The 25,545-nt window shown below is 60.7% G+C and carries 20 protein-coding genes and 1 pseudogene; 14 read left to right on the forward strand and 7 right to left on the reverse strand.

All coding sequences use genetic code 11. From position 1 onward, the window contains the following. Window positions 1–7: 7 nt before the first annotated feature. Entirely contained in the window at window positions 8–754 is a 747-nt protein-coding gene (locus tag VSQ83_RS00540) for an NRDE family protein (protein ID WP_133075126.1), read from the reverse strand. Between the two features lie 129 nt (window positions 755–883). On the opposite strand from VSQ83_RS00540, the pseudogene VSQ83_RS00545 reads away from it, so the two are divergent. The 3 genes and pseudogenes from VSQ83_RS00545 to VSQ83_RS00555 all read left to right on the forward strand — a co-directional run bounded on the left by VSQ83_RS00545 (window position 884) and on the right by VSQ83_RS00555 (window position 3,506). Next, window positions 884–1,665, forward strand: a pseudogene (locus VSQ83_RS00545) (sulfite exporter TauE/SafE family protein). A gap of 12 nt (window positions 1,666–1,677) precedes the next feature. Next, window positions 1,678–2,484, forward strand: coding sequence for a prolipoprotein diacylglyceryl transferase (gene lgt, locus VSQ83_RS00550; protein WP_133075128.1), 807 nt, complete (start codon window positions 1,678–1,680; stop codon window positions 2,482–2,484). Window positions 2,485–2,534: 50 nt separating this feature from the next. After that, window positions 2,535–3,506: a thymidylate synthase gene (locus tag VSQ83_RS00555; RefSeq protein ID WP_219262684.1), complete on the forward strand. Its 972-nt coding sequence runs from the start codon at window positions 2,535–2,537 to the stop codon at window positions 3,504–3,506. A gap of 125 nt (window positions 3,507–3,631) precedes the next feature. On the opposite strand, the gene cadR is transcribed toward VSQ83_RS00555, so the two are convergent. After that, window positions 3,632–4,081 carry a Cd(II)/Pb(II)-responsive transcriptional regulator gene (gene cadR / locus VSQ83_RS00560; RefSeq protein WP_133075130.1) on the reverse strand — a complete coding sequence of 150 codons (450 nt, stop codon included), beginning with the start codon at window positions 4,079–4,081 and terminating at the stop codon, window positions 3,632–3,634. An 86-nt stretch (window positions 4,082–4,167) separates the two neighbouring features. Between cadR and VSQ83_RS00565 the strand changes: the two genes are divergently transcribed. The 7 genes from VSQ83_RS00565 to VSQ83_RS00595 all read left to right on the forward strand — a co-directional run bounded on the left by VSQ83_RS00565 (window position 4,168) and on the right by VSQ83_RS00595 (window position 13,185). Then, entirely contained in the window at window positions 4,168–6,408 is a 2,241-nt protein-coding gene (locus tag VSQ83_RS00565; protein WP_133075131.1) for a heavy metal translocating P-type ATPase, read from the forward strand. A gap of 16 nt (window positions 6,409–6,424) precedes the next feature. Beyond that, window positions 6,425–7,288, forward strand: coding sequence for a LysR family transcriptional regulator (locus VSQ83_RS00570; protein ID WP_133075132.1), 864 nt, complete (start codon window positions 6,425–6,427; stop codon window positions 7,286–7,288). Window positions 7,289–7,488: 200 nt separating this feature from the next. Beyond that, window positions 7,489–8,565, forward strand: coding sequence for a putative 2-aminoethylphosphonate ABC transporter ATP-binding protein (locus VSQ83_RS00575; RefSeq protein WP_133075133.1), 1,077 nt, complete (start codon window positions 7,489–7,491; stop codon window positions 8,563–8,565). A gap of 1 nt (window position 8,566) precedes the next feature. After that, window positions 8,567–10,291 carry a putative 2-aminoethylphosphonate ABC transporter permease subunit gene (locus tag VSQ83_RS00580; RefSeq protein WP_326425019.1) on the forward strand — a complete coding sequence of 575 codons (1,725 nt, stop codon included), beginning with the start codon at window positions 8,567–8,569 and terminating at the stop codon, window positions 10,289–10,291. A gap of 47 nt (window positions 10,292–10,338) precedes the next feature. After that, window positions 10,339–11,361, forward strand: a complete 1,023-nt coding sequence (locus VSQ83_RS00585; RefSeq protein ID WP_133075135.1) for a putative 2-aminoethylphosphonate ABC transporter substrate-binding protein — start codon at window positions 10,339–10,341, stop codon at window positions 11,359–11,361. Window positions 11,362–11,500: 139 nt separating this feature from the next. Continuing rightward, entirely contained in the window at window positions 11,501–12,628 is a 1,128-nt protein-coding gene (locus VSQ83_RS00590; RefSeq protein WP_326425020.1) for a TIGR03364 family FAD-dependent oxidoreductase, read from the forward strand. Next, window positions 12,628–13,185 (forward strand): phosphonate degradation HD-domain oxygenase, encoded by a 558-nt coding sequence (locus VSQ83_RS00595; RefSeq protein WP_219262680.1) that lies wholly within the window; start codon window positions 12,628–12,630, stop codon window positions 13,183–13,185. Before VSQ83_RS00590 ends, VSQ83_RS00595 begins: the two co-directional genes overlap by 1 nt. A 26-nt stretch (window positions 13,186–13,211) precedes the next feature. Here the strand turns inward: VSQ83_RS00595 and VSQ83_RS00600 are convergent, their stop codons facing one another. Continuing rightward, window positions 13,212–14,576, reverse strand: coding sequence for a GTPase/DUF3482 domain-containing protein (locus VSQ83_RS00600; protein ID WP_133075138.1), 1,365 nt, complete (start codon window positions 14,574–14,576; stop codon window positions 13,212–13,214). Further along, window positions 14,569–15,951: a DUF2868 domain-containing protein gene (locus tag VSQ83_RS00605; protein WP_133075139.1), complete on the reverse strand. Its 1,383-nt coding sequence runs from the start codon at window positions 15,949–15,951 to the stop codon at window positions 14,569–14,571. Before VSQ83_RS00605 ends, VSQ83_RS00600 begins: the two co-directional genes overlap by 8 nt. 94 nt (window positions 15,952–16,045) lie before the next feature. Here VSQ83_RS00605 and VSQ83_RS00610 point away from each other — a divergent pair, with 94 nt between their 5' ends. Further along, complete coding sequence (locus VSQ83_RS00610; RefSeq protein ID WP_326425021.1) at window positions 16,046–16,558, forward strand: dihydrofolate reductase; 513 nt, start codon at window positions 16,046–16,048, stop codon at window positions 16,556–16,558. 44 nt (window positions 16,559–16,602) lie between these two features. On the opposite strand, the gene VSQ83_RS00615 is transcribed toward VSQ83_RS00610, so the two are convergent. Then, window positions 16,603–17,994: an L-cystine transporter gene (locus VSQ83_RS00615; protein WP_133075141.1), complete on the reverse strand. Its 1,392-nt coding sequence runs from the start codon at window positions 17,992–17,994 to the stop codon at window positions 16,603–16,605. 220 nt (window positions 17,995–18,214) lie between these two features. Here VSQ83_RS00615 and VSQ83_RS00620 point away from each other — a divergent pair, with 220 nt between their 5' ends. Next, entirely contained in the window at window positions 18,215–19,270 is a 1,056-nt protein-coding gene (locus VSQ83_RS00620; protein ID WP_219262677.1) for a haloacid dehalogenase-like hydrolase, read from the forward strand. A gap of 98 nt (window positions 19,271–19,368) precedes the next feature. Here VSQ83_RS00620 and ilvD read toward each other — a convergent pair whose 3' ends face one another. After that, complete coding sequence (gene ilvD / locus VSQ83_RS00625) at window positions 19,369–21,216, reverse strand: dihydroxy-acid dehydratase (protein WP_133075143.1); 1,848 nt, start codon at window positions 21,214–21,216, stop codon at window positions 19,369–19,371. 392 nt (window positions 21,217–21,608) lie between these two features. Between ilvD and VSQ83_RS00630 the strand changes: the two genes are divergently transcribed. Continuing rightward, window positions 21,609–23,294, forward strand: a complete 1,686-nt coding sequence (locus tag VSQ83_RS00630; RefSeq protein WP_326425022.1) for a DUF4153 domain-containing protein — start codon at window positions 21,609–21,611, stop codon at window positions 23,292–23,294. A 58-nt stretch (window positions 23,295–23,352) separates the two neighbouring features. Here the strand turns inward: VSQ83_RS00630 and VSQ83_RS00635 are convergent, their stop codons facing one another. Beyond that, window positions 23,353–24,549 (reverse strand): class I SAM-dependent rRNA methyltransferase, encoded by a 1,197-nt coding sequence (locus tag VSQ83_RS00635; RefSeq protein WP_326425024.1) that lies wholly within the window; start codon window positions 24,547–24,549, stop codon window positions 23,353–23,355. A gap of 150 nt (window positions 24,550–24,699) precedes the next feature. Between VSQ83_RS00635 and mutM the strand changes: the two genes are divergently transcribed. Further along, a complete protein-coding gene (gene mutM / locus VSQ83_RS00640) occupies window positions 24,700–25,512 on the forward strand; it encodes a bifunctional DNA-formamidopyrimidine glycosylase/DNA-(apurinic or apyrimidinic site) lyase (RefSeq protein ID WP_046810369.1) in 813 nt (270 codons plus the stop codon). Window positions 25,513–25,545 lie beyond the last annotated feature (33 nt).

Raw genomic sequence — 25,545 nt, forward strand, 5'->3', positions numbered from 1 at the left:
TATGCCCTCAGGCTTCTATCCTCACTTCCCCCAGCCGCCCCCCGAGCGGTCCGAAGCTGTGCTCCACCACCAACCTTGAACCGTCAGCATTGATGATCAGCGCCGTGCTGGCGCGAGTGCCGTAGCTGGGACTGGCAATGAACACACTCGACAGCAGGCTTTCTGTGGCCAGCCCCACACCGGTATCCGGCAGTTCGCTAAAGGGTGCGGTTTGCGAATCTTTGAGCAAGGCCAGCAGGGCTTGCGGTTGCGGGTCGTCGAGTACCTCGGCCAGCGCTGCCTTGGCCTTCATCAGCTTGGGCCAGGGAGTGTCGAGCCCGGCATTCGACAATCCATAAATACCTTCGCTCAGCGGCTGTGGCGCCAGGTCTTTGGAGTTGAAGTGCCAGAGTTGATCGCGGGTGCCCAAAAGCAGGTTAAAGCCGGCATATTCGACGGAACGTCGCCCAACTTGCGTGAAGTACTCTGCAATGGACTGGTTGCCGGTCAAGAAGTCCGCCACCAATTCACCTCGTGAACGCCGCGAAGGTGGCTTGTGGGGTTCGCGGATATTGGTCAGTGCCGCAAAGCGCCCGTCAGCACCAATCCCCAGCCAGGTTCCGCCCGCCTCAAGGTCGCGGCCAGCATACACCTGGGGCGCATTGGCCCATTGGGCAAAGGGTTTGGCGGGGCGCGCATAAAACTCATCGCGGTTGGCCGCAACGACCAAAGGCTGTGCATGGCCGGGGCGCCAGGCGAAGACAATCAGACACATGGGCAGTCCTTAATGTTTTTTTAATCACTCTACTTATAGATTGCTCAGGCCGGTCGCGCCATACCACTGCAGCGCAGTGGAGCCAAAGCCCTTGCTCCGTTACCATGCGGATCAAATTTGGGGGGCGTCATGGAATTTCTGCTCTATCTGGTGCTGGGAGGTTTTGCGGGCGTGCTGGCCGGGCTGTTCGGGGTCGGTGGCGGAATAATCATCGTGCCGGTGCTGGTGTTCAGCTTCACCTTGCAGGGTTTTGACAGCGAGGTGCTGACCCATCTGGCCGTGGGTACGTCATTGGCCACGATCATTTTTACCTCGATCAACTCGATTCGTGAGCACAACCGCAAAGGCGCCGTGCGCTGGCCGCTGTTTGTCTGGATGACACTGGGCATTCTGATAGGCGCGGGTATTGGTGCGATCACGGCAGAAGCGATTGCCGGTCCTCACTTGCAGAAAATTATTGGCGTGTTCGCCCTGCTGATTGCCGTGCAAATGGCCCTGGGGTTGCAGCCCAAGGCCAGCGGCACGGTGCCGGGCAAGTTCGGTCTGACCCTGGCGGGCACCGTGATTGGCTGGGCTTCGGCGATTTTCGGCATCGGTGGTGGTTCGCTGACCGTGCCATTCCTGGCTGGCGCAGTGTGCCGATGCAGCAAGCCGTAGCCACCTCGGCGGCCTGCGGATTGCCGATTGCGCTGGTGGGTGCATTAAGTTTCATGATCATTGGCTGGCATAACCCCGACCTGCCCGCGCATAGTCTCGGTTTTGTCTACTTGCCAGCGCTGCTCGGGATTGCCCTGACCAGCATGTTTTTCGCCCGTTTTGGTGCGCGACTGGCCCACAAGCTTTCGCCACGCCTGCTGAAACGGCTGTTTGCCGCACTGTTGTTCTGTGTCGGTTTGAGTTTCCTGATCTAACAAGGAGTCGCAATGCTGCCTTACCCGCAGATTGACCCGGTGGCACTGGCCATCGGACCGCTGAAAATCCATTGGTATGGCTTGATGTACCTGATCGGCATTGGCGCTGCCTGGCTGATCCTGTCGCGACGCCTTAACCGCTTCGACCCGACCTGGACCAAGGAGAAACTCTCCGACCTGGTGTTCTGGGTGGCCATGGGCGTGATTGTCGGGGGTCGTTTGGGCTATGTGCTGTTTTACGACCTGAGCGCCTACATCGCCAACCCGCTGCTGATTTTTGAAGTGTGGAAAGGCGGCATGGCGTTCCACGGTGGCCTGATCGGCGTGATGCTGGCTGTCTGGTGGTTCGGCAAGCGCAACGGCAAATCGTTCTTCCAGATCATGGACTTTATCGCCCCTGTGGTGCCGATTGGCCTGGGTGCGGGGCGTATCGGCAACTTCATCAACGCCGAACTGTGGGGCAAGGCCAGTGATGTGCCGTGGGCGATGATCTTCCCTACCGACCCGCAGCAACTGGCGCGCCATCCGTCGCAGCTTTATCAGTTTGCGCTGGAAGGTGTGGCACTGTTCCTGATTCTTTGGCTGTACTCGCGTAAACCTCGGCCAACCATGGCGGTGTCCGGGATGTTCGCCCTGTTCTACGGCATCTTCCGCTTTATCGTCGAATTCGTCCGTGTACCGGATGCCCAGCTAGGCTATCTGGCGTTCGGCTGGGTGACGATGGGGCAAATTCTCTGCATTCCGATGATCGCGGGCGGCCTGTTCCTGATCTGGTGGGCTTACCACCGCGATCCAGCGGCTAACAAAGCTGCGCTTTAAATTCGAATCGCAGGGCGCACAACGCCCTGCATTCAAACGGTAGGAAAACCATGAAGCAATATCTCGACCTCGTTGCCAACGTCATCAAAAACGGCACCCTGCAAGCCAACCGCACCGGCGTGAAGACCATCAGTCTGCCCGGCGCCATGTTGCGCTATGACCTCAAGGAAGGCTTCCCGGCCATCACCACCCGACGCATGGCGTTCAAATCTGCCATTGGCGAGATGTGCGGCTTCCTGCGTCCGGTCAACAGCGCCGCCGATTTCCGTGCGCTGGGTTGCAAGGTGTGGGACCAAAACGCCAACGAAAACGCCCAGTGGCTGGCCAACCCGTTCCGCCAGGGTGAAGACGACCTGGGCGAAATCTACGGCGTGCAATGGCGCAAATGGCCGGCTTACAAGCAAATCGAGCGCAGCAACCAGGCGGCTATCGAGTTGTGCCTGAGCCAGGGCTATCGCCAGATTGCCGAAGGTGAAGAAGACGGTCAGGCCTACGTGGTGCTGTACAAAGCCATTGATCAGGTGCGCCAGTGTGTCGACACCATCATCAATGACCCGGGCAGCCGCCGTATTCTGTTCCACGGCTGGAACTGTGCCCAGCTCGACGAAATGGCCCTGCCGCCGTGCCATTTGCTGTATCAGTTCCACCCGAATGTCGAGACCAGGGAAATTTCCCTGACTCTGTACATCCGTTCCAACGACCTGGGCCTGGGCACACCGTTCAACCTGACCGAAGGTGCTGCACTGCTGAGCCTCATCGGCCGTCTGACCGGGTACACGCCACGTTGGTTCACCTACTTCATCGGCGATGCCCATGTGTATGAAAACCACCTGGACATGCTCAATGAGCAACTGACCCGTGAACCGTTCCCGATGCCTAAACTGGTGATCTCGGATCGCGTGCCGGAATTCGCCAAGACGGGCGTGTATCAGCCGGAGTGGCTGGGCCTGATCGAGCCGAGCGACTTCAGCCTCGAAGGCTATCAGCACCACGCGCCAATGACCGCGCCGATGGCGGTGTAAACCCTCAACGCCAACCCTGTAGTCGCTGCCGCAGGCTGCGACCGAGCCCGAAGGGGTCGCGCTTTTTCAAGAGCGAAGGTCCTTCGGCCCTTGTCGCAGCCTGCGGCAGCGGCTACAGGGTGGTGTCAATGCCCGTGGCTTCTGCCTACATGGCTGGGTTCGCCTTCCGGCGTGCTGACCGATCCGCTGACTTCCAGCTGCTGCAAAATTCCGCAATGTTCCCCGTTCGGCCCTTCGCCACACCGTTGGCGCAGGTCGAGCAGTTGTGTCTGCAAGGCCAGCAAGCCGTCGATCCGTGCCTTGACGTGATGAATATGCTCGTCGATCAGCGCGTTCACGCTTTCGCACTGGTCCTGCGGGCTGTCGCGCAGGTTGAGCAGGCTGCGGATTTCTTCGAGGGTCATGTCCAGGCTGCGGCAATTGCGGATGAACGTCAGGCGCTCCACGTGGGCCTGGGTGTATAAACGGTAGTTGCCTTCACTGCGCGCGGGCTCCGGCAGCAACCCTTCGCGCTCGTAATAACGGATGGTTTCGACCTGACAATCGGTCAATTTAGCCAGTTCACCAATTTTCATCGCGTTTATCTCCGAAAGGTTGCTTGACCCTATAGTGGCTACAGGGTCTTTACTTGGCAACAGGCACCTTTTCCGGACGCAACCTGATGAGCGATTCCATTCACACCCCGCACAAGCACGACCACGATCATGGCAAAAAGCATGACCACGCCAGTCATGGCCACAGCTGCTGCTCGACCGCGGCGGGCCCCAGCGTGATCAAGCTCGGCGCTGCCCCTACGGCGGGGGCTCGGCTGAGCAACTTTCGCATCGAAGCAATGGATTGCCCCACCGAGCAAACGCTGATCCAGAACAAGCTGGGCAAGCTGGCGGGTGTGCAGCAGCTGGAATTCAACCTGATCAACCGGGTGCTGGGCGTGACCCACGACCTGCCGTCGACCGAACCGATTATCGCGGCGATCAAATCCCTTGGCATGGTGGCCGACCCCATTGAGTCCGGGGCAGAGGCGGCCCCGGCTGCGCCACCCGTCAAAAAACACTGGTGGCCGCTGGCGGTAGCCGGTGTGGGGGCACTGGCGGCGGAAGTCCTGCACTTCACCGATGCGGCGCCTACGTGGGTGATCGCGCTGGTGGCCTTGGTGTCGATCCTCAGCGGCGGCCTGACCACCTACAAAAAGGGCTGGATTGCCCTGAAAAACCTCAACCTGAATATCAATGCGTTGATGAGCATTGCGGTGACTGGCGCGGTGTTGATCGGTCAGTGGCCAGAAGCTGCCATGGTGATGTTCCTGTTTACCGTGGCTGAGTTGATCGAGGCCAAATCCCTCGACCGCGCACGCAATGCCATCAGCGGACTGATGCAAATGGCACCGGACAAGGCCACCGTGCAACAGGCGGATGGCAGCTGGATCGAGCTTGAGGTCAAAGACATCGCGCTTGGCGCCATTGTGCGGGTGCGCCCCGGCGAGCGGATTGGCCTGGACGGCGAAGTGATCGCGGGCAGTTCGACGATCGATCAGGCGCCGATCACCGGTGAAAGCCTACCCATCGAGAAGACAGTGGGCGATAAAGTCTTCGCGGGCACCATCAACCAGGCCGGTGCCCTGGAGTACCGGGTGACGGCAGCGGCCAACAACTCGACGCTGGCACGGATCATCCACGCCGTGGAGCAAGCCCAGGGCGCTCGGGCGCCAACCCAGCGCTTCGTCGACAGCTTCTCGAAAATCTATACCCCGCTGGTGTTCGTTTTCGCCTTGGCAGTGGCTGTGATTCCGCCCCTGTTCATGGGCGGCGTCTGGTTCGACTGGATCTATCGCGCACTGGTGCTGCTGGTCGTGGCCTGCCCGTGTGCGCTGGTGATCTCGACACCGGTCACCATCGTCAGCGGCCTGGCGGCAGCGGCCCGCAAGGGGATTTTGGTCAAGGGCGGTGTGTACCTGGAAAGCGGCCACAAACTCGACTTTCTGGCGCTCGACAAGACGGGCACCATCACCCACGGCAAACCGGTGCAAACCGATTACCTGCCCCTTGAACCGTTGGTCACCGACAGCGCCGTGTTGTTGGCCGCAAGCCTGGCCTCGCGCTCCGATCACCCGGTCTCACTGGCGGTCGCCACTGCGGCTGTGGATAAAAACCTGCAACTGAGCGCTGTGGATAACTTCGCCGCCCTGGCGGGTCGCGGTGTGCGTGGAGAGATAGACGGCAAGCTTTACCACTTGGGCAACCACCGACTGGTAGAGGAACTGGGCCTGTGCTCGCCTGCCCTTGAAGAAAAGCTGTTTGCCCTGGAAGAGCAGGGTAAAACAGTCATCTTACTGTGCGACAACTCAGGCCCGATGGCGCTTTTCGCGGTAGCAGACACCGTCAAGGAGACCAGCCGCGAAGCGATTCGGGAATTGCATGAGCTGGGCATCAAAACCTTGATGCTTACCGGCGACAACCCGCACACCGCCAGTGCCATTGCGGCCCAGGTCGGCATCGACGAAGCGCAAGGCAACTTGCTGCCGGAGGACAAGCTCAAGGCGATCGAAGCCCTGTATGCCAAGGGGCATCACGTGGGCATGGTGGGTGACGGAATCAACGACGCCCCCGCCCTGGCCCGCGCCGAGATTGGTTTTGCGATGGCTGCTGCGGGCACGGATACTGCGATTGAGACGGCCGATGTCGCCCTGATGGACGACGATCTGCGCAAGATCCCGGCATTCATTCGCCTGTCACGCCAGACCTCCAGCATCCTCAAGCAGAACATTGCCCTGGCATTGGTCATCAAAGCGATCTTTCTTGCGGTAACCTTCCTCGGTATGGCCACCATGTGGATGGCCGTGTTTGCCGACATGGGCGTGAGTCTGTTGGTGGTGTTCAACGGTTTGCGCCTGTTGCGCAAATAGAGCAAGAGAGGCCGCTGTGCTGAGTGCCGAGCTGAAAGCGTTTTACCGGGTGGCCCAGTTGGGCAGCATTACTCAGGCCGCAAAAAAGCTCGGGCTTAGCCAGCCGACCGTGACCACGCAGATCCGTAACCTCGAAAGCCAGTACGCCGTGGAGCTGTTCTACCGTGGCGGCCGGCGCCTGACACTCAGCGATGAGGGCGTGCGTCTGCTGCCGATGGTCAAGGCGCTGCTCCAGCAAGAAGCCGACATCGAGTTCTTTTTGCGCAACAGCGGCCAGGGCAACGGCACCTTGCGTATCGCCGCCACGGCACCGTATTACATCCTCGATCTGGTGAAGGCCTTTCGCGAACGCTTGCCGCAGATCGAAGTGTCGGTGGACATCGGCAATTCCCAGCAGGTGCTTGAAGCGCTGGATGAATACCGGGTCGACATTGCGGCCTCGTCGCAATTACTCGAAGACCCGCGCCTGATTCGCCGCGTACTCGGCGCCGATCCGCTGGTGCTGGCAGTGCATCGCAATCACCCGCTGGCCAACCTAGAGCACGTGCCGTTGAGTGCGCTGGCCGGGCATTGTCTGTTGATGCGCGAACAGGGTTCGACCACGCGCAAGTTGACGGAAGAACTGCTTGAAAGCGCCGGTGTCAGCTTTGGCCCGCTGCTGGAAATCGGTAGCCGGGAATCGATCCGCGAGGCCGTGCTGCGCAACATCGGCATCAGCATCATTGCCCGGCAAGAAGTGCCCCACGACCCGCAGCTTCGGGTGCTGACCCTGGAAAATGCGCCGGTCATCCACGAATACCTGTACTGCCTCAAAGAGCGTAAATCGGCGCGTTTGCCAGCGGCTTTTCTGGGGCTGGCGCAAGAAATGGCCCCGGCCTGAGGCTTTTGTAGTCGCTGCCGAAGGCTGCGATAAGGGCCGAAGGACCTTCGCACGTGAAACAGCGCGACCCCTGCGGGCTCGATCGCAGCCTTCACTACCCAAATCCACCAATACCACTATCGGCAGCTTTGGTCTTGCTGCCATATCCTGTACGCATTGCGTCTCTAGGATGACCCCCATCTGCTTGATGAGGTGCATCCATGAACAGCTCGAACGCAACCGCTTTGACCCAACCCGGCGTACCGATGAGGGTGCGCAATGTCAGCAAACGCTTTGGCGCCTTTACCGCGCTGGACAGCGTCTCGCTGGAGGTGGCCGCAGGGGAACTGGTGTGCCTGCTCGGGCCGTCAGGTTGCGGCAAGACCACGCTGCTGCGGTGCATTGCGGGGCTTGAACGCCAGGACGACGGCGCGCTGTATCTGGGTGATCGCGATGTGTCCGAGCTGGCACCGCAAGCCCGTGACTACGGGATTCTGTTTCAGTCCTACGCCTTGTTTCCCAATCTGACCGTTGAAGCCAACATCGCTTATGGCCTGGCGGGCAGCAATCGTGATGTGGTGCGCAAGCGCGTTGGCGACATGCTCGAACTGGTGGGCCTGACCGGTAGCGAAAAAAAATACCCGGGGCAGCTGTCGGGCGGCCAGCAACAGCGCGTTGCCCTGGCCCGCGCCCTGGCTCCTTCGCCGTCCTTGCTGTTGCTCGACGAGCCGATGTCGGCACTGGATGCCCGTGTGCGTGAGCACTTGTGTACCGAACTGCGCCAACTCCAGCGCAGCCTGGGCATCACTACGCTGATGGTGACGCACAACCAGGACGAGGCCATGTTGATGGCCGACCGCATTGCCGTGATGAACAACGGTAAGGTCGAGCAATACGCCACCCCGCAGGAAATCTACGACAAACCGGCCACCCCGTTCGTGGCCGAGTTTGTGGGGCAGGGCAACTGGCTGCCGTTCCAGCGCAACAGCGCCAGCCACGCCCAGGTCGGCGGGATGAACATGCGCCTGGCAGACGATGCCGGGCGTGCCGCCTCGGGCCGTCTGTTTTGTCGCCCTGAAGCCATCAGCGTGAACCCGGTGCTGCATCAGGAAAATCTGTTCCCGGCGCGGGTGCGAGAAATCACCTTTCTGGGCAATCGTTGCCGCATGAGTTTTGAACTCAACCACTTGCCGGGCCATGCGCTGACTGCCGAAGTCGGTAGCCAGGACTTGCCGCGCCTTGGCGCCCCGGACATTTTCGTCGCCCTGCCCCCGGGCAGCTTGCAGGTGTTTGCCTGAGATGGCTGCTGATATGGCCCTGCCACTGCCCGGCAACTTGCCCCGCAAAACTACCCGCGCTGAGCTCGGCGACCGCATTTTTGTAGTCGGCGGCAAACTGCTTTTACTGCTGCTGCTGGGGGTTGCCGTGTTGATGCCGTTGCTGGCGATCTTCTGGCGCGGCTTGAGCGCCGAAGAGGGGCAGGGCGGTGGTTGGGTTGCCGCTCGGGAGCTGGTCATCAGCGATAATTTCCACTGGCTGGTGGGCAATAGCCTCAAAGTGGCGCTCAGCGTAGCGGCCATTGTCGTGCCGCTGGCCTATCTGTTTGCCTACGCCCTGCAACGCACCCTGATCCCCGGCAAACGCATCTGGCGCGGCATGTCCCTGTTGCCGCTGATGGCTCCGTCGATGTTGCCCGGCATTGCACTGGTCTACCTGTTCGGTAATCAGGGCATGTTGCGCGGGCTGATTTCGGACAACATCTACGGCTTCTGGGGAATCGTGCTCGGCGAAGTGATTTATACCTTCCCCCACGCGTTGATGATTTTGCTGTCGGCCTTGTCGCTGGCCGATGCACGTTTGTTTGATGCGGCATCGAGCATGGGTGCCGGGCCATTCAAAGCCTTTCGCAGCATCACCTGGCCGGGCACCCGGCAGGCGGTGTTCGCAGCGTTCTGCCTGGTGTTCACCCTGACCATCACTGACTTCGGGGTGCCTGTGGTGGTGGGCGGTGACTATCAAGTGCTGGCGCTGGAAGCCTACAAGGCCGTGGTCGGTCAGCAGCAATTCGGTCGCGGTGCCCTGATCGGCATGGTCTTGTTGCTGCCTGCGCTGTTCAGCTTCGGGGTCGATGCCTGGCTGCGCCGCCAGCACGGCGATGCCATGAGCGGCCGCGCCCAAGTGTTCAAGCCCATGCCTTCCAAGGTGCGTGACCGCTGCTACCTGGCCATCGTGCTGCTGATCTGCGCCATCCTGCTGCTGGTGTTCGGCATGGCCGTGTACTCGTCGCTGGTCACGTTCTGGCCGTACAACCTGTCGTTGTCGCTCAAGCACTACCAGTTCGGCGACACGGCCGGCGGCGGCTGGCTGGCCTATCGCAACAGCGTGACGATGGCGCTGTGCACGGCCTTGATCGGCAGTGCAGTCATCTTCACCGGTGCCTACCTGATGGAGAAAACCAGGGGCCAGAAGGGACTGACCCTGGCCCTGCGCATGCTCAGCTTCGTGCCGATGGCGGTGCCCGGCCTGGTGCTTGGCCTGGGCTACGTGTTCTTTTTCAATTTGCCCGGCAACCCGCTTCACGTGCTCTACGGCACCATGACCCTGCTGGTGGTGTGCACCATTGCTCATTATTTGACCACCGCACAAATGACCGCCACCACTGCGCTGCGCCAGCTCGACGGCGAATTCGAAGCGGCCGCGCTGTCGCTGAAAGCGCCGCTGTACCGCCATTACTGGCGCGTCACCGTGCCGATCTGCCTGCCAGCGCTGCTGGACATCATCCGCTACCTGTTTGTCTCGGCGATGACCACCGTTTCGGCGGCGATCTTCCTCTACAGCCCCGACACCATCCTTGCAGCGGTGGCGGTGCTGAACATGGACGACGCCGGCAACGTGGGCGGCGCGGCGGCCATGTCGACCCTGATCCTGTTCACCTCGGCGGGTGTGTCCCTGCTGCTGGCCCGGGCTTCGCGCGGCTTGCTGAGCCGCTCCCAGGCCTGGCGCCAGGGCGCTCCTGCGCAATGATGCGTGCCCACACAACCCTGCCCCTACAACCATAAAGGAACCGCACCATGTTCAAGCCACTTGCCCTTGCCGCTGCTGTCCTCACCGCTTTTAGCTTCAATGCGTTTGCTGCGAAAACCGAGCTGACCGTATACACGGCCCTCGAAGCCGAGCAGCTCAAGACCTATAAGCAGGCTTTCGAGAAGGCCAACCCGGACGTTGAGATCAAGTGGGTGCGCGATTCCACGGGCATCATCACGGCCAAACTGCTGGCTGAAAAAGCCCGCCCGCAAGCCGATGCCGTATGGGGCCTGGCTGCGTCCAGCCTGGCGATCCTGGATCAGCAAGGCATGCTGCAAAGCTACGCGCCCAAGGATCTGGCCAAGATTGGCGTCAACTACCGCGATGCTGCCAATCCGCCTGCCTGGGTGGGGATGGACGTGTGGGCTGCGACCATTTGCTTCAACACCATCGAAGCCGAGAAACAGGGGCTGACCAAGCCGGTGAGCTGGCAAGACCTGACCAAGCCCGAGTACAAGGGCAAGATCGTCATGCCCAACCCGGCTTCATCCGGTACCGGCTTTCTGGACGTGAGCGCGTGGTTGCAGACCTTTGGCGAGAAGCAGGGTTGGCAGTACATGGACGACCTGCACCAGAACATCGGCCAGTACGTTCACTCCGGCTCCAAACCCTGCAAGTTGGCCGCTTCGGGGGAATTCCCGATCGGTATTTCGTTTGAATATCCGGCGGTACAGCTCAAGCGCCAGGGTGCCCCGCTGGACATCGTGTTGCCAAAAGAAGGCCTGGGTTGGGAAATCGAAGCTACTGCCGTGATCAAGGGGACGCCCCACGAAGAAGCCGCCAAGAAGCTGGCTGACTTCTCCGCCAGCCCCGCAGCGATGGAGCTTTATAAAGAGAACTTCGCCGTACTCGCCCAGCCCGGCATTGCCAAGCCACAGACCGAACTGCCAGCCGACTACGAGCAGCGCCTGATCAAGAACGACTTCGCCTGGGCCTCGCAGAACCGCGACAGCATCCTGGCCGAGTGGCGCAAACGCTATGACGGCAAGTCCGAGAAAGCGGCGCAGTAGTTTTGTAGCCACAAAAGACCTGTGGGAGCGGGCTTTCCCGCGATTGGATCGCTGCGGTTGGACAGCCGCACCGCGGCGTTTGTATCGCGAGCAAGCCCGCTCCCACAAGGGAAGTGAAGTTGCCCTTCAGGACATCGTGATGACTCAACCAATCCTTATCGTCGGCGCTGGCATTCTGGGCTTGTCCCACGCCTACGCCGCTGCAAGACGCGGGCTCAAGGTGCGCGTATTCGAGCGTACGGCTACGCCCTTGGGCGCTTCGGTGCGCAACTTTGGCCAGGCCCTGGTCACCGGCCAACCGCCCGGCGTGATGCTCGATCTGGCCCGGGCCAGTCGCCCTGTCTGGGCCGACTGGGCGCAGCGTGCAGGTTTCGAGCTCAAGCGTAATGGCTCATACCTGTTCGCCCGCACCGAAGCCGAAGAGCACCTGCTGGACGCCTTTTGCCAAGGCCGCGCTCGCGAATTCGGCTATCGTGCCGAACTGTTGCGCGGCGCAGACCTGGACGCGCTGTACGGCGGTCAATTCAGCCATCACCGTGCTGCATTGCACGGTCTGGACGATCAGCAGGTCTATTCCCGGGAAGCGATCCCGGCATTGATTGCGTATCTGCAGCGTGACCTGGGGGTCGAGTTTCATTTTTCGACCCTGGTACGCGAGGTCGAGCCCGGTCAAGTCCACACCACGGCGGGCAGTTTCAAGGGTTCGCAGGTGATTGTGTGTTCGGGGCACGATTACCTGACTTTACTGGCCGAGCCGCTGGCCCGGCTCAACCCGCAGATTTGCCGCCTGCAAATGCTGCGTGTGAGACCCAAGGTCGATTTGAAGTTGCAACACGCCCTGCTGACCGGGCTCAGCTGTGTGCATTACGGTGCCTTTGCCGACTTGCCACAAGCAGCGGCGGTGCAGGACGAAATCCTGCGAGCCAGCCCCCATCTGGATCAGCACGGCATACATCTGCTGATCAGCCCAACGCCCTATGGTGACTTGATTGTCGGCGATTCTCACGATTACAGCCGGGATCCAACACCCTTTAACGGTGAACAGGTTGATAACTGGATGCTACAGCTGTGCGAGGAAACCCTTGGTTGTGAAGTCCGGGTGGTTGAGCGTTGGCAGGGTGTCTATGGGGCAAAAGGGGCCAAGCCGTTCACCTGGCTGGAGGTGGAACCGGGGCTGAATGCGGCGCTGATGCACACCGGCGTGGGCATGAGCGTGGGCCCGGCGATGGCCGAGGGCAATATCGCCCGGATGCTGGAGAGCATGTGATGACAGCTGCGCAGCAAGTGGTTGAAGAGGTGTTTGGCTTGTATCGGCAATATGGCACCGACGATTACATCGGCGAGCCGGTGTCCCAGATCGAGCATATGTCCCAGGCCGCACAGTTAGCGTTGGCCGAAGGCTGTGACGATGAAGTGGTATTGGCGGCGTTCTTTCACGATATTGGCCACTTCTGCGTCAATGATGCAAAGAACATGGAGGGCTATGGCGTGGTCAGCCATGAGCGGGTGGGCGCCAATTATTTGCGCCGTGCAGGTTTCAGCGAGCGGGTGGCCAGGCTGGTGGAGTACCACGTACAGGCCAAGCGCTACCTGACCTTGCGTCAGCCGGGGTACTACGACTTGCTGAGCGAGGCCAGCATTCGCACGCTGGGGTATCAGGGCGGGGTGATGAGCGAGGCCGAGGCGGATGCATTCGAGCAAGATCCGCTGTGTGCGTTGAGCCTGCGCATGCGGGTCTGGGATGAGCAGGCCAAACAAGAGAATGTCCCCATCATTGACCTGCAAATGCTTAAGGACAAGGCCATCCGCCTGCTGAACAGTTAAAGACCCGCTCCCACAGAAGATGCCTTTCAGATGTGTGTGGCCAGCCACTCGATCTGTTCCTGGCGCTCGGCCTGGTTCAACTTCGGATGGGGGTTCAGAGACGACCATTGCGGGTGCGCACGGGCTTTGTTCAGGGCTTCGGGCAATTTGCCCTCGCGCCAGGTTTTGTCCTGTGGGGTGGCGACCTTGATGCTGTCGACAGCGGCATGCCCGCGGGCATTGAGGGCGTGCAGCAATTGCCGTTGGCGCAAGGCCAGCAGGCGCAACACGCTGTCGTCCACGGTCAATTCACGCTGGCCCTTGAGTTTGCCCAGCAAGCGGCTGCCATAGCTGCGTGCGGTCTGCAGCGCACCACCGGCAATGGCGCCGGCCAATGCGGCCGCACCCAGGGTCAGGCCGCCGACCATCAAGTCCACACCGGCCCCGGCCGCTGCCCCTGCAGCAATCCCGCTACCGACCCGCACACCCAGTTGCTTGAGGGTTTCGGGGTTGAACAAGTCATCGCCCCAGCGCCCGTCGAGCAACGGCAAATCGCTGGCCGCCGCATCGCTGGTACGAAAGCCATACAGTTTGAGCATGGCTTCAACGCAGCGCTGCTCACGCTGGCGGATGGCTTCGCGCAGTTGCTGGATGGCCTGTTGTTCGGCGGCTTTTTCGCTGATCACGCTACGACGGCATGCGGCGCAGTCGATCAGCAACTCGGCGATCAAGCGCAGCGCACTGTGCTTGCGGGCTTCTCGTTGAGCCTCCTGGTCTGTAATCAGTCGCTGCAACGCCTCCCGTGAATGTTCCAGCAGCAGGGCCAGGCTTTCATACAAGCGGCGCTCGCCATCTTCGGGCGGGGCCACGCTGTCAAACCGCACCAGAGCATGCAAACCAAGGCGTGCCAGGGCTTCGCGCCATTCAGGCTCGCGGTGCTGCGGGCTGCTGACAAAATTGAGCACCGGCAGCAGCGGCTTGCCGCAACTGGCCAGCACACTGAGTTCGTCGCGGTACTTGGCCAGGACCGGCTCGCGGGCGTCGATCACATACAACCCCGCGTCCGATGCCAGCAGTTGGCGCAGTACCTTGGCCTCCTGCTCAAAACGCTGGCGTGCCTCGCTGCCTTCAAGAAACCGGGCCACCCGCGCCGGGCCATCAAGGCGTTCGCCGGGGTGGTCGAGACGCTCAAGGTAGTCGAGCAGGGCGATGGCATCTTCAAGCCCCGGGGTGTCGTAAAGCTCCAGCAGGGGCTCGCCGTCTACCGACAATCGCGCACCTTCGACATGGCGCGTGGTACTGGGACGATGGGACACCTCGCCAAAGCCGACATCCCGGGTCAGGGTGCGCAGCAAAGAGGTTTTGCCGACATTGGTGTGGCCGACTACGGCCAGCGTCAGTGGCTTAGTCATGGCCTGTCTCCAGCCAGTTCAAGGGGGCAGTGGCGGCGAACGGCAGCCCCAGTTGCTGCAGCGCAGTGTGCCAGTCACCCAGGCGGTCGGCGTCCAGCGCCTGGCCGGGCGGGGCTTGCAGCAGCCACACGCGGGTCTCGCTGGCACTGCGGGCCAGTTCGCCGATCAGCGCCAGGCTGCCGCGGTCCGGCGAGCGCCGCGGGTCGCAAGCGATGGCAAGCCGGGCCGGAGGGAAGCGGGTCATTTGTTCGAGCAGTTTTTGCCGGGACTCGCGGCTGTCGAGAATGCCCGCATCCTTGACCGTGGGCGGCAAGGTGGGTGGCCACGGATGCTGGTCGTCCAGCTCAATGGCCACGATCAATGCGCCATCGGTGTGCAGGTCGCTGTGCCCGCCCTGCACGCTGTGCAATTGCTCGGGGGCGATGTCGTTGACGCCCAGGCGTTCGCTGCTGGGCATCAGCCGTTCGCGCAACTGGCTGTAGCCGGGCAGGTTGAGATCCAGCTCCAGAGCGTTGCGCCCGGTTCTCCAGCGCCACAGGCACAAGGCTGCCAGAAGCAGGCGCGGCAGTACGCCGTAAATCAGTACCACGCCAACCAGCCAGACCGCCCAGGCCTGACGCACCAGTTCGTTGTTGTAGAGGCTGGTATCGTTGCTGATGCGGATCATCTCTACGGTCGGCACGCTCATGCCCAGCCAGTTGGGCAATGCGCCAAGGGCGCGGGTGGCGGCGACAAAGACGTCGGCGCCCAGAATAGTGGTCTCCCAGATAAACCCGTAGCGGCGGGTGGCCATCAGCAACAGCATCATCACCAGCGCGCTGAGCATTGCCAGTAGCCACAGGCCATTGACCAGTGTGCCGAGCGCCCAGCGATTGAGTTTGCGCCGTTGCAGCAACAGCAATAACGCGGGAGCCAATTGCGCGGCCTTGGCGTCACGGGCGAGTTTTTCACTGAGCCACAGCCACAGGCGGCCGAGGCTGGCGCCGTGTTCACCGGCAAACAGCAGGCCGGTTGCCCAGCTCAGAAGCAGTATCAGGTTGAGCCCCAGCAGGCTGCCCAGTGCCCAGAACACATTGACCGGGGTTTGCCCGTCGCCCAGGGCCGCAAATGCAAGGCCGGCGCCGCTGATCACGGCCAGAACGGCCAGCACCAGCAACGCCAGCCGGGCGCCTTGCAGCCAGTGCTGCATGGCACTGAGCAAACCATCGCGTTCGGCCAGCCACAGGGCACGGTTTTGCAGGCGTGTGGATAAGTCGCCAGCCGTGGTTCGGGCACGGCGATTGGCTTCCAGGTCGTCCAGCGGGCCTGCGTGTTCTTCGCGCAGGCGCACGGTCTCGGTCAACCAGAGGCGTTGTAATGGGGAAAGTTGAGTCACGCGACATTCCATTCAAGTGAACAAGGAGCATAACCGCTGTTAGTCAGACGAGGTACTGTCCCCAGCGGGGGGCGGCTCTGGTATCCTCGCCGCCATGAAAAAACCATACATTCTCAGCATGATCGCAGCCCTCGGTGTAAACCATGTGATCGGCTTCAATAACAGCATGCCCTGGCACTTGCCTGCGGATTTCAAATACTTCAAGGCCACTACCCTGGGCAAGCCGATCATCATGGGTCGCAAGACCTGGGATTCATTGGGTCGCCCGTTGCCAGGCCGCTTGAATTTGGTGGTCAGTCGTCAGACCGGCCTGCAGCTTGAAGGTGCCGAAGTATTTGCATCCCTTGAGGCGGCTCTAGAACGTGCCGAGGCATGGGCGAATGAGCAGGGCGTCAACGAAGTGATGCTGATTGGCGGCGCACAGTTGTACGCCCAAGGTTTGGCGGATGCCGATAAGCTTTACTTAACGCGGGTAGATCTGAGCCCGGTAGGCGATGCTTGTTTCCCTGAGTTTGATCAGGCGCAATGGAAGCGGGTGTCAGAAGAACTGCATGCCGCCGCGGATGACAAGCCGGCGTTCAGCTTTGAGGTGTGGGAAAGGGTTTAAGGCAAGCCCGCACCCACAAGCGTGGGCGCGGGGTCAGTCAGGTGTTACGCGTGCGCCAGATCACCATGGTCGTCTTCAGCCAGAATGGCCTTGTCGGTCTGGTGCAGAATCTGGCTGGTCACCGTACCGGCGACCATCGAACCGCTGACGTTCAGCGCCGTGCGACCCATGTCGATCAGTGGCTCAACCGAAATCAGCAACGCCACCAGCGATACCGGCAAGCCCATCGCGGGCAATACGATCAGTGCCGCGAAGGTCGCACCACCGCCCACACCGGCCACGCCCACTGAACTCAAGGTCACAATCGCTACCAGCGACGCGATCCACACCGGGTCCAGCGGGTTGATGCCAACGGTCGGAGCAACCATCACCGCCAACATGGCCGGGTACAGGCCGGCACAGCCGTTCTGGCCAATGGTGGCGCCAAACGAGGCGGCAAAGCTGGCGATGGAAGATGGAATTCCCAGGCGACGGGTTTGCGCTTCAATGCTCAGCGGGATGCTGGCCGCGCTCGAACGGCTGGTGAAAGCAAACGTCAGTACTGGCCATACCTTGCGGAAAAAGCGCAGCGGGTTAACGCCGGATACCGACAGGATCACGCCATGAATCACGAACATCAGGGCCAGGGCGATGTAGGACACCACCACAAAGCTGCCCAGTTTGATGATGTCTTGCACGTTGGACATGGCGACCACTTTGGTCATCAGGGCCAGAACACCATACGGGGTCAGTTTCATCACCAGGCGCACCAGGCGCATCACCCAGGCTTGCAGGGTGTCGATGGCGCTGAGGATCTTGCCGCCTTTTTCCGGTTCATCCTTGAACAGCTGCAGTGCAGCAATACCCAGGAATGCAGCGAAAATCACCACGCTGATGATCGAGGTCGGCTTGGCTCGGGCCAGGTCGGCAAACGGGTTCTGCGGGATAAACGACAGCAGCAACTGCGGCACGTTCAGGTCCGACACCTTGCCCACGTAGTCGCTCTGGATCACTTGCAGGCGGCTCATTTCAGCCGCGCCCGCCACCAGGCCATCGGCGGTCAGGCCGAACAGGTTGGTCAGGCCGATGCCCACCAGCGCTGCGATCATGGTGGTGAACAGCAGTGTGCCGATGGTCAGGAAGCTGATCTTGCCCAGGGATGAGGCGTTATGCAGTCGGGCCACAGCGCTGAGGATCGATGCGAAAACCAGCGGGATCACGATCATTTGCAGCAGTTGCACGTAGCCGCTGCCTACCAGATCGAACCAGCCGATGGACGTTTTCAGGGTAGGGCTATCAGCACCGTAGGTCATGTGCAGGCACAGACCGAAGACCACGCCGAGAACCAGTGCCAGCAAGACTTTTTTAGCCAGGCTCCACGCGGTGTGGCGGGTCAGCGACAGGCCAAACAGCAACGCGAGGAACACCAGCAGATTGAGGATCAGCGGGAAATTCATGAAAACTCCGAGGGGTCGACGTGCATCAGTATTTGTATGCAGCTATTGCGAACCGGAAAGCGTAACAGTTTGAAATAACAGGAAATATACCGTTGTGGAATGACAACCTTTGTTTTTGGAATAAGGCGGTGGCGCATTCACGACGATAGCCGTCGTGTCCGAATCAAAAATTGTCACACAGGTTTGTTAGCTTCGATGCCTTTGACGTGGAGCATAGCTGATGAAACTGACCGCCAAGTTGATCGCTGCAACCCTGTGTCTGGGCCTGACGGGGCAGGCACTGGCCACAGAATTGAAACACTGGCCCGCTGATCAGGCCAGGCAACTGGAGGCCATGATCGCCGCCAACGCGAACAAGGGTAACTTCGCGGTCTTTGACATGGACAACACCAGCTATCGCAACGATCTGGAAGAGGCCCTGCTGCCTTATATGGAGAACAAGGGCCTCATCACCCGCGAAAGCCTGGACCCGTCACTCAAACTGATCCCGTTCAAAGACACCGCTGACCACAAGGAAAGCCTGTTCAGTTACTACTACCGCCTGTGTGAAATCGACGACATGGTCTGCTACCCGTGGGTGGCCCAGGTGTTTTCCGGTTTCACCCTGCAACAGCTCAAGGGTTACGTGGATGAGTTGATGGCGTCGGGCAAGCCGGTGCCGGTGACTTACTTCGAGGGCGATGTGGTCAAGACCTCAGAGGTTCAGCCGCCCAAGGTGTTTACCGGTCAGGTCGAGCTGTTCAACAAACTGATGGAAAACGGCATCGAGGTCTACGTGATGACGGCCGCCTCGGAAGAGCTGGTGCGCATGGTCGCGGCCGATCCCAAGTACGGTTACAACGTCAAGCCGCAGAACGTGATTGGCGTGACCACCTTGCTCAAGGACCGTAAAACCGGGGAGCTGACCACGGCACGCAAGCAGATCAGTGCGGGCACCTATAACGAAAAAGCCAACCTTGGGCTGGAACTGACGCCTTACCTGTGGACTCCGGCGACGTGGATGGCGGGCAAGCAAGCGGCGATCCTGACCTATATCGATCAATGGAAAAAACCGGTGCTGGTGGGCGGTGATACGCCGTCCAGTGATGGCTACATGTTGTTTCACGGGGTTGACGTCGCCAAGGGCGGGATTCACCTGTGGGTCAACCGCAAGGACAAATACATGGCGCAGCTGGAAGGCATGATGGCCAAAAACGCAGCGGCCCAGGCCAAGGAAGGTTTGCCGGTGACGGCGGACAAGAACTGGGTGATCGTCAAGCCTGACCAGATCCAGTAATTCCTGTGGGAGCGGGCAAGCCCGCTCCCACAAGGGTGGTTATGTTGCCCATAAAAAATCCCGGCACCTGGCCGGGATTTTTGTTGTTGCAGGGTGGCTTACGGCACCAGCTTGTCCAGCAATGCTTTGTCACGCACCGCGCCCTTGTCGGCGCTGGTGGCCAGCAAGGCGTAGGCCTTGAGGGCGGTGGTGACTTTGCGCGGACGCACTTCAACCGGCTTCCAGCCTTTCTTGTCTTGCGCGGCACGGCGTGTCGCCATCTCTTCGTCGCTGATCAGCAGGTTGATCGAGCGGTTTGGAATGTCGATCAGCACTTTGTCGCCGTCCTGCACCAGACCTATCGCGCCGCCAGCCGCCGCTTCCGGCGAAGCATGGCCGATGGACAGGCCCGAAGTACCGCCCGAGAAGCGGCCATCGGTGAGCAGGGCGCAAGCTTTGCCCAGGCCTTTGGATTTCAGGTAGGACGTCGGGTAAAGCATCTCTTGCATGCCCGGGCCGCCTTTCGGGCCTTCGTAGCGGATGATCACGATGTCACCGGCCTGCACTTCGTCCGCCAGAATGCCGCGCACGGCGCTGTCCTGGCTTTCGAAGATCTTGGCATTGCCTTCGAACACGTGGATCGATTCGTCTACGCCCGCCGTTTTAACGACGCAACCATCCAGCGCGATGTTGCCGTACAGCACGGCCAGGCCGCCTTCTTGCGAGTAGGCATGCTCGACACTGCGGATACAGCCGTTTTCACGGTCGTCGTCCAGGGTGTCCCAGCGGGTCGACTGGCTGAACGCGGTTTGGGTTGGAATACCGGCCGGGCCTGCACGGAAGAAGGTATGCACGGCTTCGTCGTCAGTCTGGGTGATGTCCCACTTGGCGATGCCTTCGGCCAGGGTCTTGCTGTGTACGGTCGGCAGGTCGGTGTGCAGCAGGCCGCCACGGGCCAGCGAACCGAGGATGGAGAAAATGCCGCCAGCGCGGTGCACGTCTTCCATGTGGTACTTCTGGATGTTCGGCGCCACTTTGCATAGCTGCGGCACGTGACGCGACAGGCGGTCGATGTCTTTCAGGTCGAAGTCGATCTCGGCCTCTTGGGCAGCGGCCAGCAAGTGCAGGATGGTGTTGGTCGACCCACCCATGGCGATGTCCAGCGTCATGGCGTTTTCGAATGCCTTGAAGTTGGCGATGTTGCGCGGCAGTACCGATTCGTCGTTCTCGACGTAGTACTGGCGGCACAGGTCGACGATGGTGCGGCCAGCCTGCAGGAACAGCTGCTCGCGGTCGCTGTGGGTCGCCAGTGCCGAGCCGTTGCCCGGCAGGGCCAGGCCCAGGGCTTCGGTCAGGCAGTTCATCGAGTTGGCGGTGAACATGCCGGAGCACGAACCACAGGTTGGGCAAGCGCTGCGCTCGTACTCGGCAACCTTCTCGTCAGAAGCGCTGGAGTCGGCCGCGATGACCATGGCATCTACCAGGTCCAGGCCGTGGCTGGCGAGCTTGGTCTTGCCCGCTTCCATAGGGCCACCGGAAACGAAAATCACCGGGATGTTGAGGCGCAACGAGGCCATCAGCATGCCAGGGGTGATCTTGTCGCAGTTGGAGATGCACACAATGGCGTCGGCGCAGTGGGCGTTGACCATGTACTCGACGGAGTCGGCGATGATCTCGCGGCTCGGCAGCGAATACAGCATGCCGTCATGGCCCATGGCGATGCCGTCGTCTACGGCAATGGTGTTGAATTCCTTGGCAACGCCGCCAGCGCGCTCGATCTCGCGGGCAACCAGTTGACCCATGTCCTTCAGGTGGACGTGGCCGGGTACGAACTGGGTAAAGGAGTTGGCAATGGCGATGATCGGCTTCTTGAAGTCGGCATCTTTCATCCCCGTGGCGCGCCACAAAGCGCGGGCACCGGCCATGTTGCGGCCGTGGGTGGAGGTTTTCGAACGATAGTCAGGCATGGAACAACTCCGGGCGGCTAATCAGGTAACAAACAGGGAAGTGAGCTTCTAATGACTGGCAGACCACACAGAAAATGACTACGTGTCAGCTAGCTGCCTTAAACGCTGCGGGATCGCCGCGCGCCTGGGCCTGAGCTCATAAACCCGCCGGGGATGATTGGCGATGAATCCGTCGATTCTACACGGCTGGCGGGCGGAGGGAATGGGCAGGGCCGTTACTCCGGAGCACAAATGAGCGACTCGCAGTAACGCACTCGCTGTTCACGGTCAATCGGGCATTGAGTAAGTCCAGGCCTGCCTTTATGTAAGAAGCAGTATTTTTTGAAAGTGACCGGGCCATTTAACGAAATTCAAGCAATAGTGTTCGAATGGTTTTTCAGTGAGGACTCTAAATGCTGACGCTCAACCGCTCCGTCAAAGCCAGCCTGGTGATCGGTCTGGCACAAGGGCTGCTGCTCTGGCTGGCCAGTACTTTGCCCCAGTCCGGGGTCAGGATCGCTTTGGCTACAGCCGTGCTGGTGGGCGGCATCAATCTGCTGCTGTTGGGTGACAGCGTGCGCCAGCGCGGTACGGCATGGCTGGTGATCGGACTCACGGCCGTCTTGACGGCCATCAGTACCTGGGTATTTCTGGACGGTGACAGGCAGTTATTCAACAACAGGTGGCTGACCGGGAGTTGGGTGTTCTTCTCGCTGGTGGTCGCTTACGTCTGTACCGCTTTTATCCTCAGTTGGCCGACCCGTGAGGGGCGGTATCCGCGTTATGAGGACCTGTTCCGCCATGCCTGGGATACGGTGTTTATCGTGCTGCTGGGGCTGCTGCTGAATGCGGTGTTCTGGGGATTGCTGTGGCTGTGGGGCAGTCTGTTCAAGATGCTCGGGATTGTGGTGCTCAATAAACTGTTCTCAACCGAGGGGTTTATTTGCGTCAGTTCGGCGATGGTATTTGCCCTGGGCGTGAACATGGGGCGCGAGAATGATCGTGTCATAGGCATGCTGCGCGGGCTTTTGCTCACGCTCTGCCGTTTTCTGCTGCCCCTGGGGGCGCTGATTGCCATTGTGTTCACCCTGGCGTTGCCATTTACCGGGCTGGAGCCGATCTGGGACACCGGGTATTCGACGCCGATCATGCTGTGGCTGGTGGCGGTCAATCTGTTCTTGCTCAATGGTGTTTTCCAGGACGGCACCCAGGGCAGCGGTTATGCGGTGTGGCTCAAGCGCGTGGTCGACCTGTGTCTGCTGTGCTTGCCGGTGCTGGTGTTGCTGGCAGGGTATTCGACCTGGCTACGCATCGAGCAGTACGGCCTGACGCCTTCCCGTGTGCTGGCAATGTTGCTGGTCGCGGTGATATTTGCCCACAGCCTGGCTGCGGTCTGGGCGGTGGTGGTGCCGCAGCGCCAGTGGCTGTGGAGTTTGCGTCTCACCAACCCGGTCATCGCGCTGGGGACGGTGGTGCTGTTGCTGGCCATTCATACGCCGTGGTTCAGCCCGCTGAATTTCAGTGCAAGTAATCAGGTCGCTCGCGTGCTGAGTGGCAAGACGGCGGTAGAGAACTTTGATGCCGACACCTTGCGCTATCAGCTGGGCCTGCCCGGCAAGCAGGCGTTTGACGAGTTGCTGGTGCAACTGGAGCAAGGCCAGGTATTGACGCCGCCTGAGCGGCAAGCGTTGCTCAAGCGCCTCAGAAGTGTCGACACGGGCGAGGGCAAGCGGGCGCCGAAAGAGAAAACCCTGGAGTGGATTGGCCCTGTAGTTGAAGGCAGTGATCAATTTGAAGCGCCAGATTTTGGCAAGCAGGCGTGTCAGGAGCCGGGCTGTGTGTTGTGGGCCGTTGATCTGGATCGGGATGGGCAAAACGAGGTGGTGCAACTGCCCAAGCGGGGCTGGGTCAGGGAACTGGATTTTTTCAGGCGCGATGGGCAGGGCAAGTGGCAACACGCAGGCTCGTACGAGGCCGATGCCAATGCACTGGAGATGATCGAGCAGATCCGTGAAGGCAACGCGAAGGTAGTGACGCCGCGCTATCAATCATTGTTGATCAATGGCGTGGAGCTCAATCCCCGTTCGAAGGCGCAATGAACGCTAAACCCCGTAGCAGCCGTCGTTCTCGACAGCTGCTACGGGGGCGATGTGCGTCTTAGCTGTTAGGCAGCAAACGGCAGGTGATGCTCTTGATGTAGCGTGTTTCGTTGATGGCCGGGTGTACCGGGTGATCCGGACCCTGGCCACCGCGTTCCAGCAGCTGGATGTTGCGATCCAGATGACGGGCGCTGGTTAGCAGAATGTTCTGCAGGTCGTCTTCCGGCAGGTGCATCGAGCACGATGCGCTGACCAGAATCCCGTCCTTGGTGAGCAGGCGCATGGCTTGCTCATTCAGGCGGCGGTAGGCACTTTCGCCGTTTTTCAGGTCTTTTTTGCGTTTGATGAAGGCCGGCGGATCAGCAACGATCACGTCGAAACGCTCTTCGTTGGCTTTGAGTTCCTTGAGGGCTTCAAACACGTCGCCTTCCATGCAGGTGACTCGCTCGGCAAAACCGTTCAGGGCAGCGTTGCGCTCAACACCGTCGAGGGCGAACGATGAAGCGTCGACACAGGTCACTTCGCTGGCGCCGAAAGCAGCCGCCTGAATACCCCAGCCACCGATGTAGCTGAACAGGTCCAGGACTTTTTTGCCTTTGACGTAAGGCGCCAGGCGGGCACGGTTCATGCGGTGGTCGTAGAACCAGCCGGTTTTCTGACCGGTCATGACCGGCGCTTCGAACTTGACGCCGTTCTCTTCCAGGGCAACCCACTCCGGCACCAGGCCGAACACGGTTTCGACGTAGCGCTCAAGGCCTTCAGCGTCGCGGGCAGCCGAGTCGTTCTTGAACAGGATGCCGCTTGGCTTGAGGACTTGCACCAGCGCTGCGATCACGTCGTCTTTGTGCTGTTCCATGGTGGCCGAGGCCAGCTGGACCACCAGGATGTCACCGAAACGGTCGACTACCAGGCCCGGCAGCAGGTCTGAATCGCCGTAAACCAGGCGGTAGTAAGGCTTGTCGAACAGGCGGTCGCGCAGGGACAGGGCCATGTTCAGGCGGTGAACCAGCAGCGATTTGTCCAATGGCAGCTTGATGTCGCGTGACAGCAGGCGTGCACAGATCAGGTTGTTGGGGCTCATGGCAACGATGCCCAGCGGCTTGCCGCCGGCGGTTTCGAGTACCGCTTGGTCGCCGGCCTTAAAACCGTTCAGCGGTGTGGCGGCTACATCGATTTCGTTGCTGTAGACCCACAAGTGGCCGGCGCGCAGGCGTCGATCGGCATTGGCTTTAAGGCGCAGGCTTGGCAGGGACATGACGTCGCTCCGGGTATTGAAAAGGGCGCGATTATAGCCTTAGACGTAACCTTGAGGCTTGGCTGATTCACCGCATTGCGTCGGATCACGGAGCTAGTCGCGCAGAAATTTCCGTTAGAATCGCCAGCTATTCCAGAGTACGGAGCCCCCATGCCTGAATTACCTGAAGTCGAAACCACCCGGCGTGGCATCGCCCCGCACCTTGAGGGGCAGCGGGTCAGCCGGGTGATTGTGCGCGAGCGCCGTCTGCGCTGGCCGATCCCCGAAGACCTTGATGTGCGCCTGTCAGGGCAGCGCATTGTGCTGGTCGAGCGCCGGGCCAAGTACTTGCTGATCAACGCCGAGGTGGGGACGCTGATCAGCCATTTGGGCATGTCCGGCAACTTGCGGCTGGTGGAGGCGGGCTTGCCCGCTGCCAAACATGAGCATGTGGACATTGAACTGGAGTCCGGGCTGGCCTTGCGTTACACCGACCCGCGCCGGTTCGGGGCAATGCTCTGGAGTCTGGATCCGTTGAACCACGAGCTGCTGGTGCGCCTGGGCCCGGAGCCGCTGACGGACCTGTTTGATGGCGATCGACTGTTTCAGCTGTCGCGTAAGCGTTCGATGGCGGTCAAGCCGTTCATCATGGACAACGCGGTGGTGGTGGGCGTGGGCAATATTTACGCGACTGAAGCATTGTTTGCTGCCGGGATCGACCCGCGTCGCGAGGCCAAGAGTATTTCCCGTGCGCGCTATTTGAAGCTGGCGATTGAGATCAAGCGGATTTTGGCCGCCGCCATCGAGCGTGGTGGCACGACCTTGCGCGACTTTATCGGTGGCGATGGCCAGCCCGGTTACTTCCAGCAGGAACTGTTCGTGTACGGGCGCGGGTATGAGCCCTGCAAGATCTGCGGCACTGAACTGCGTGATGTAAAGCTGGGTCAGCGCGCCAGCGTGTTCTGCCCGCGTTGCCAGACGTAGCCACCAGTCCTGCGCTGAAAGCTTGTGGGAGCG

Origin of the sequence: Pseudomonas sp. DSV-1 (genome assembly GCF_035830915.1) — a bacterium.
Lineage (GTDB): Bacteria > Pseudomonadota > Gammaproteobacteria > Pseudomonadales > Pseudomonadaceae > Aquipseudomonas.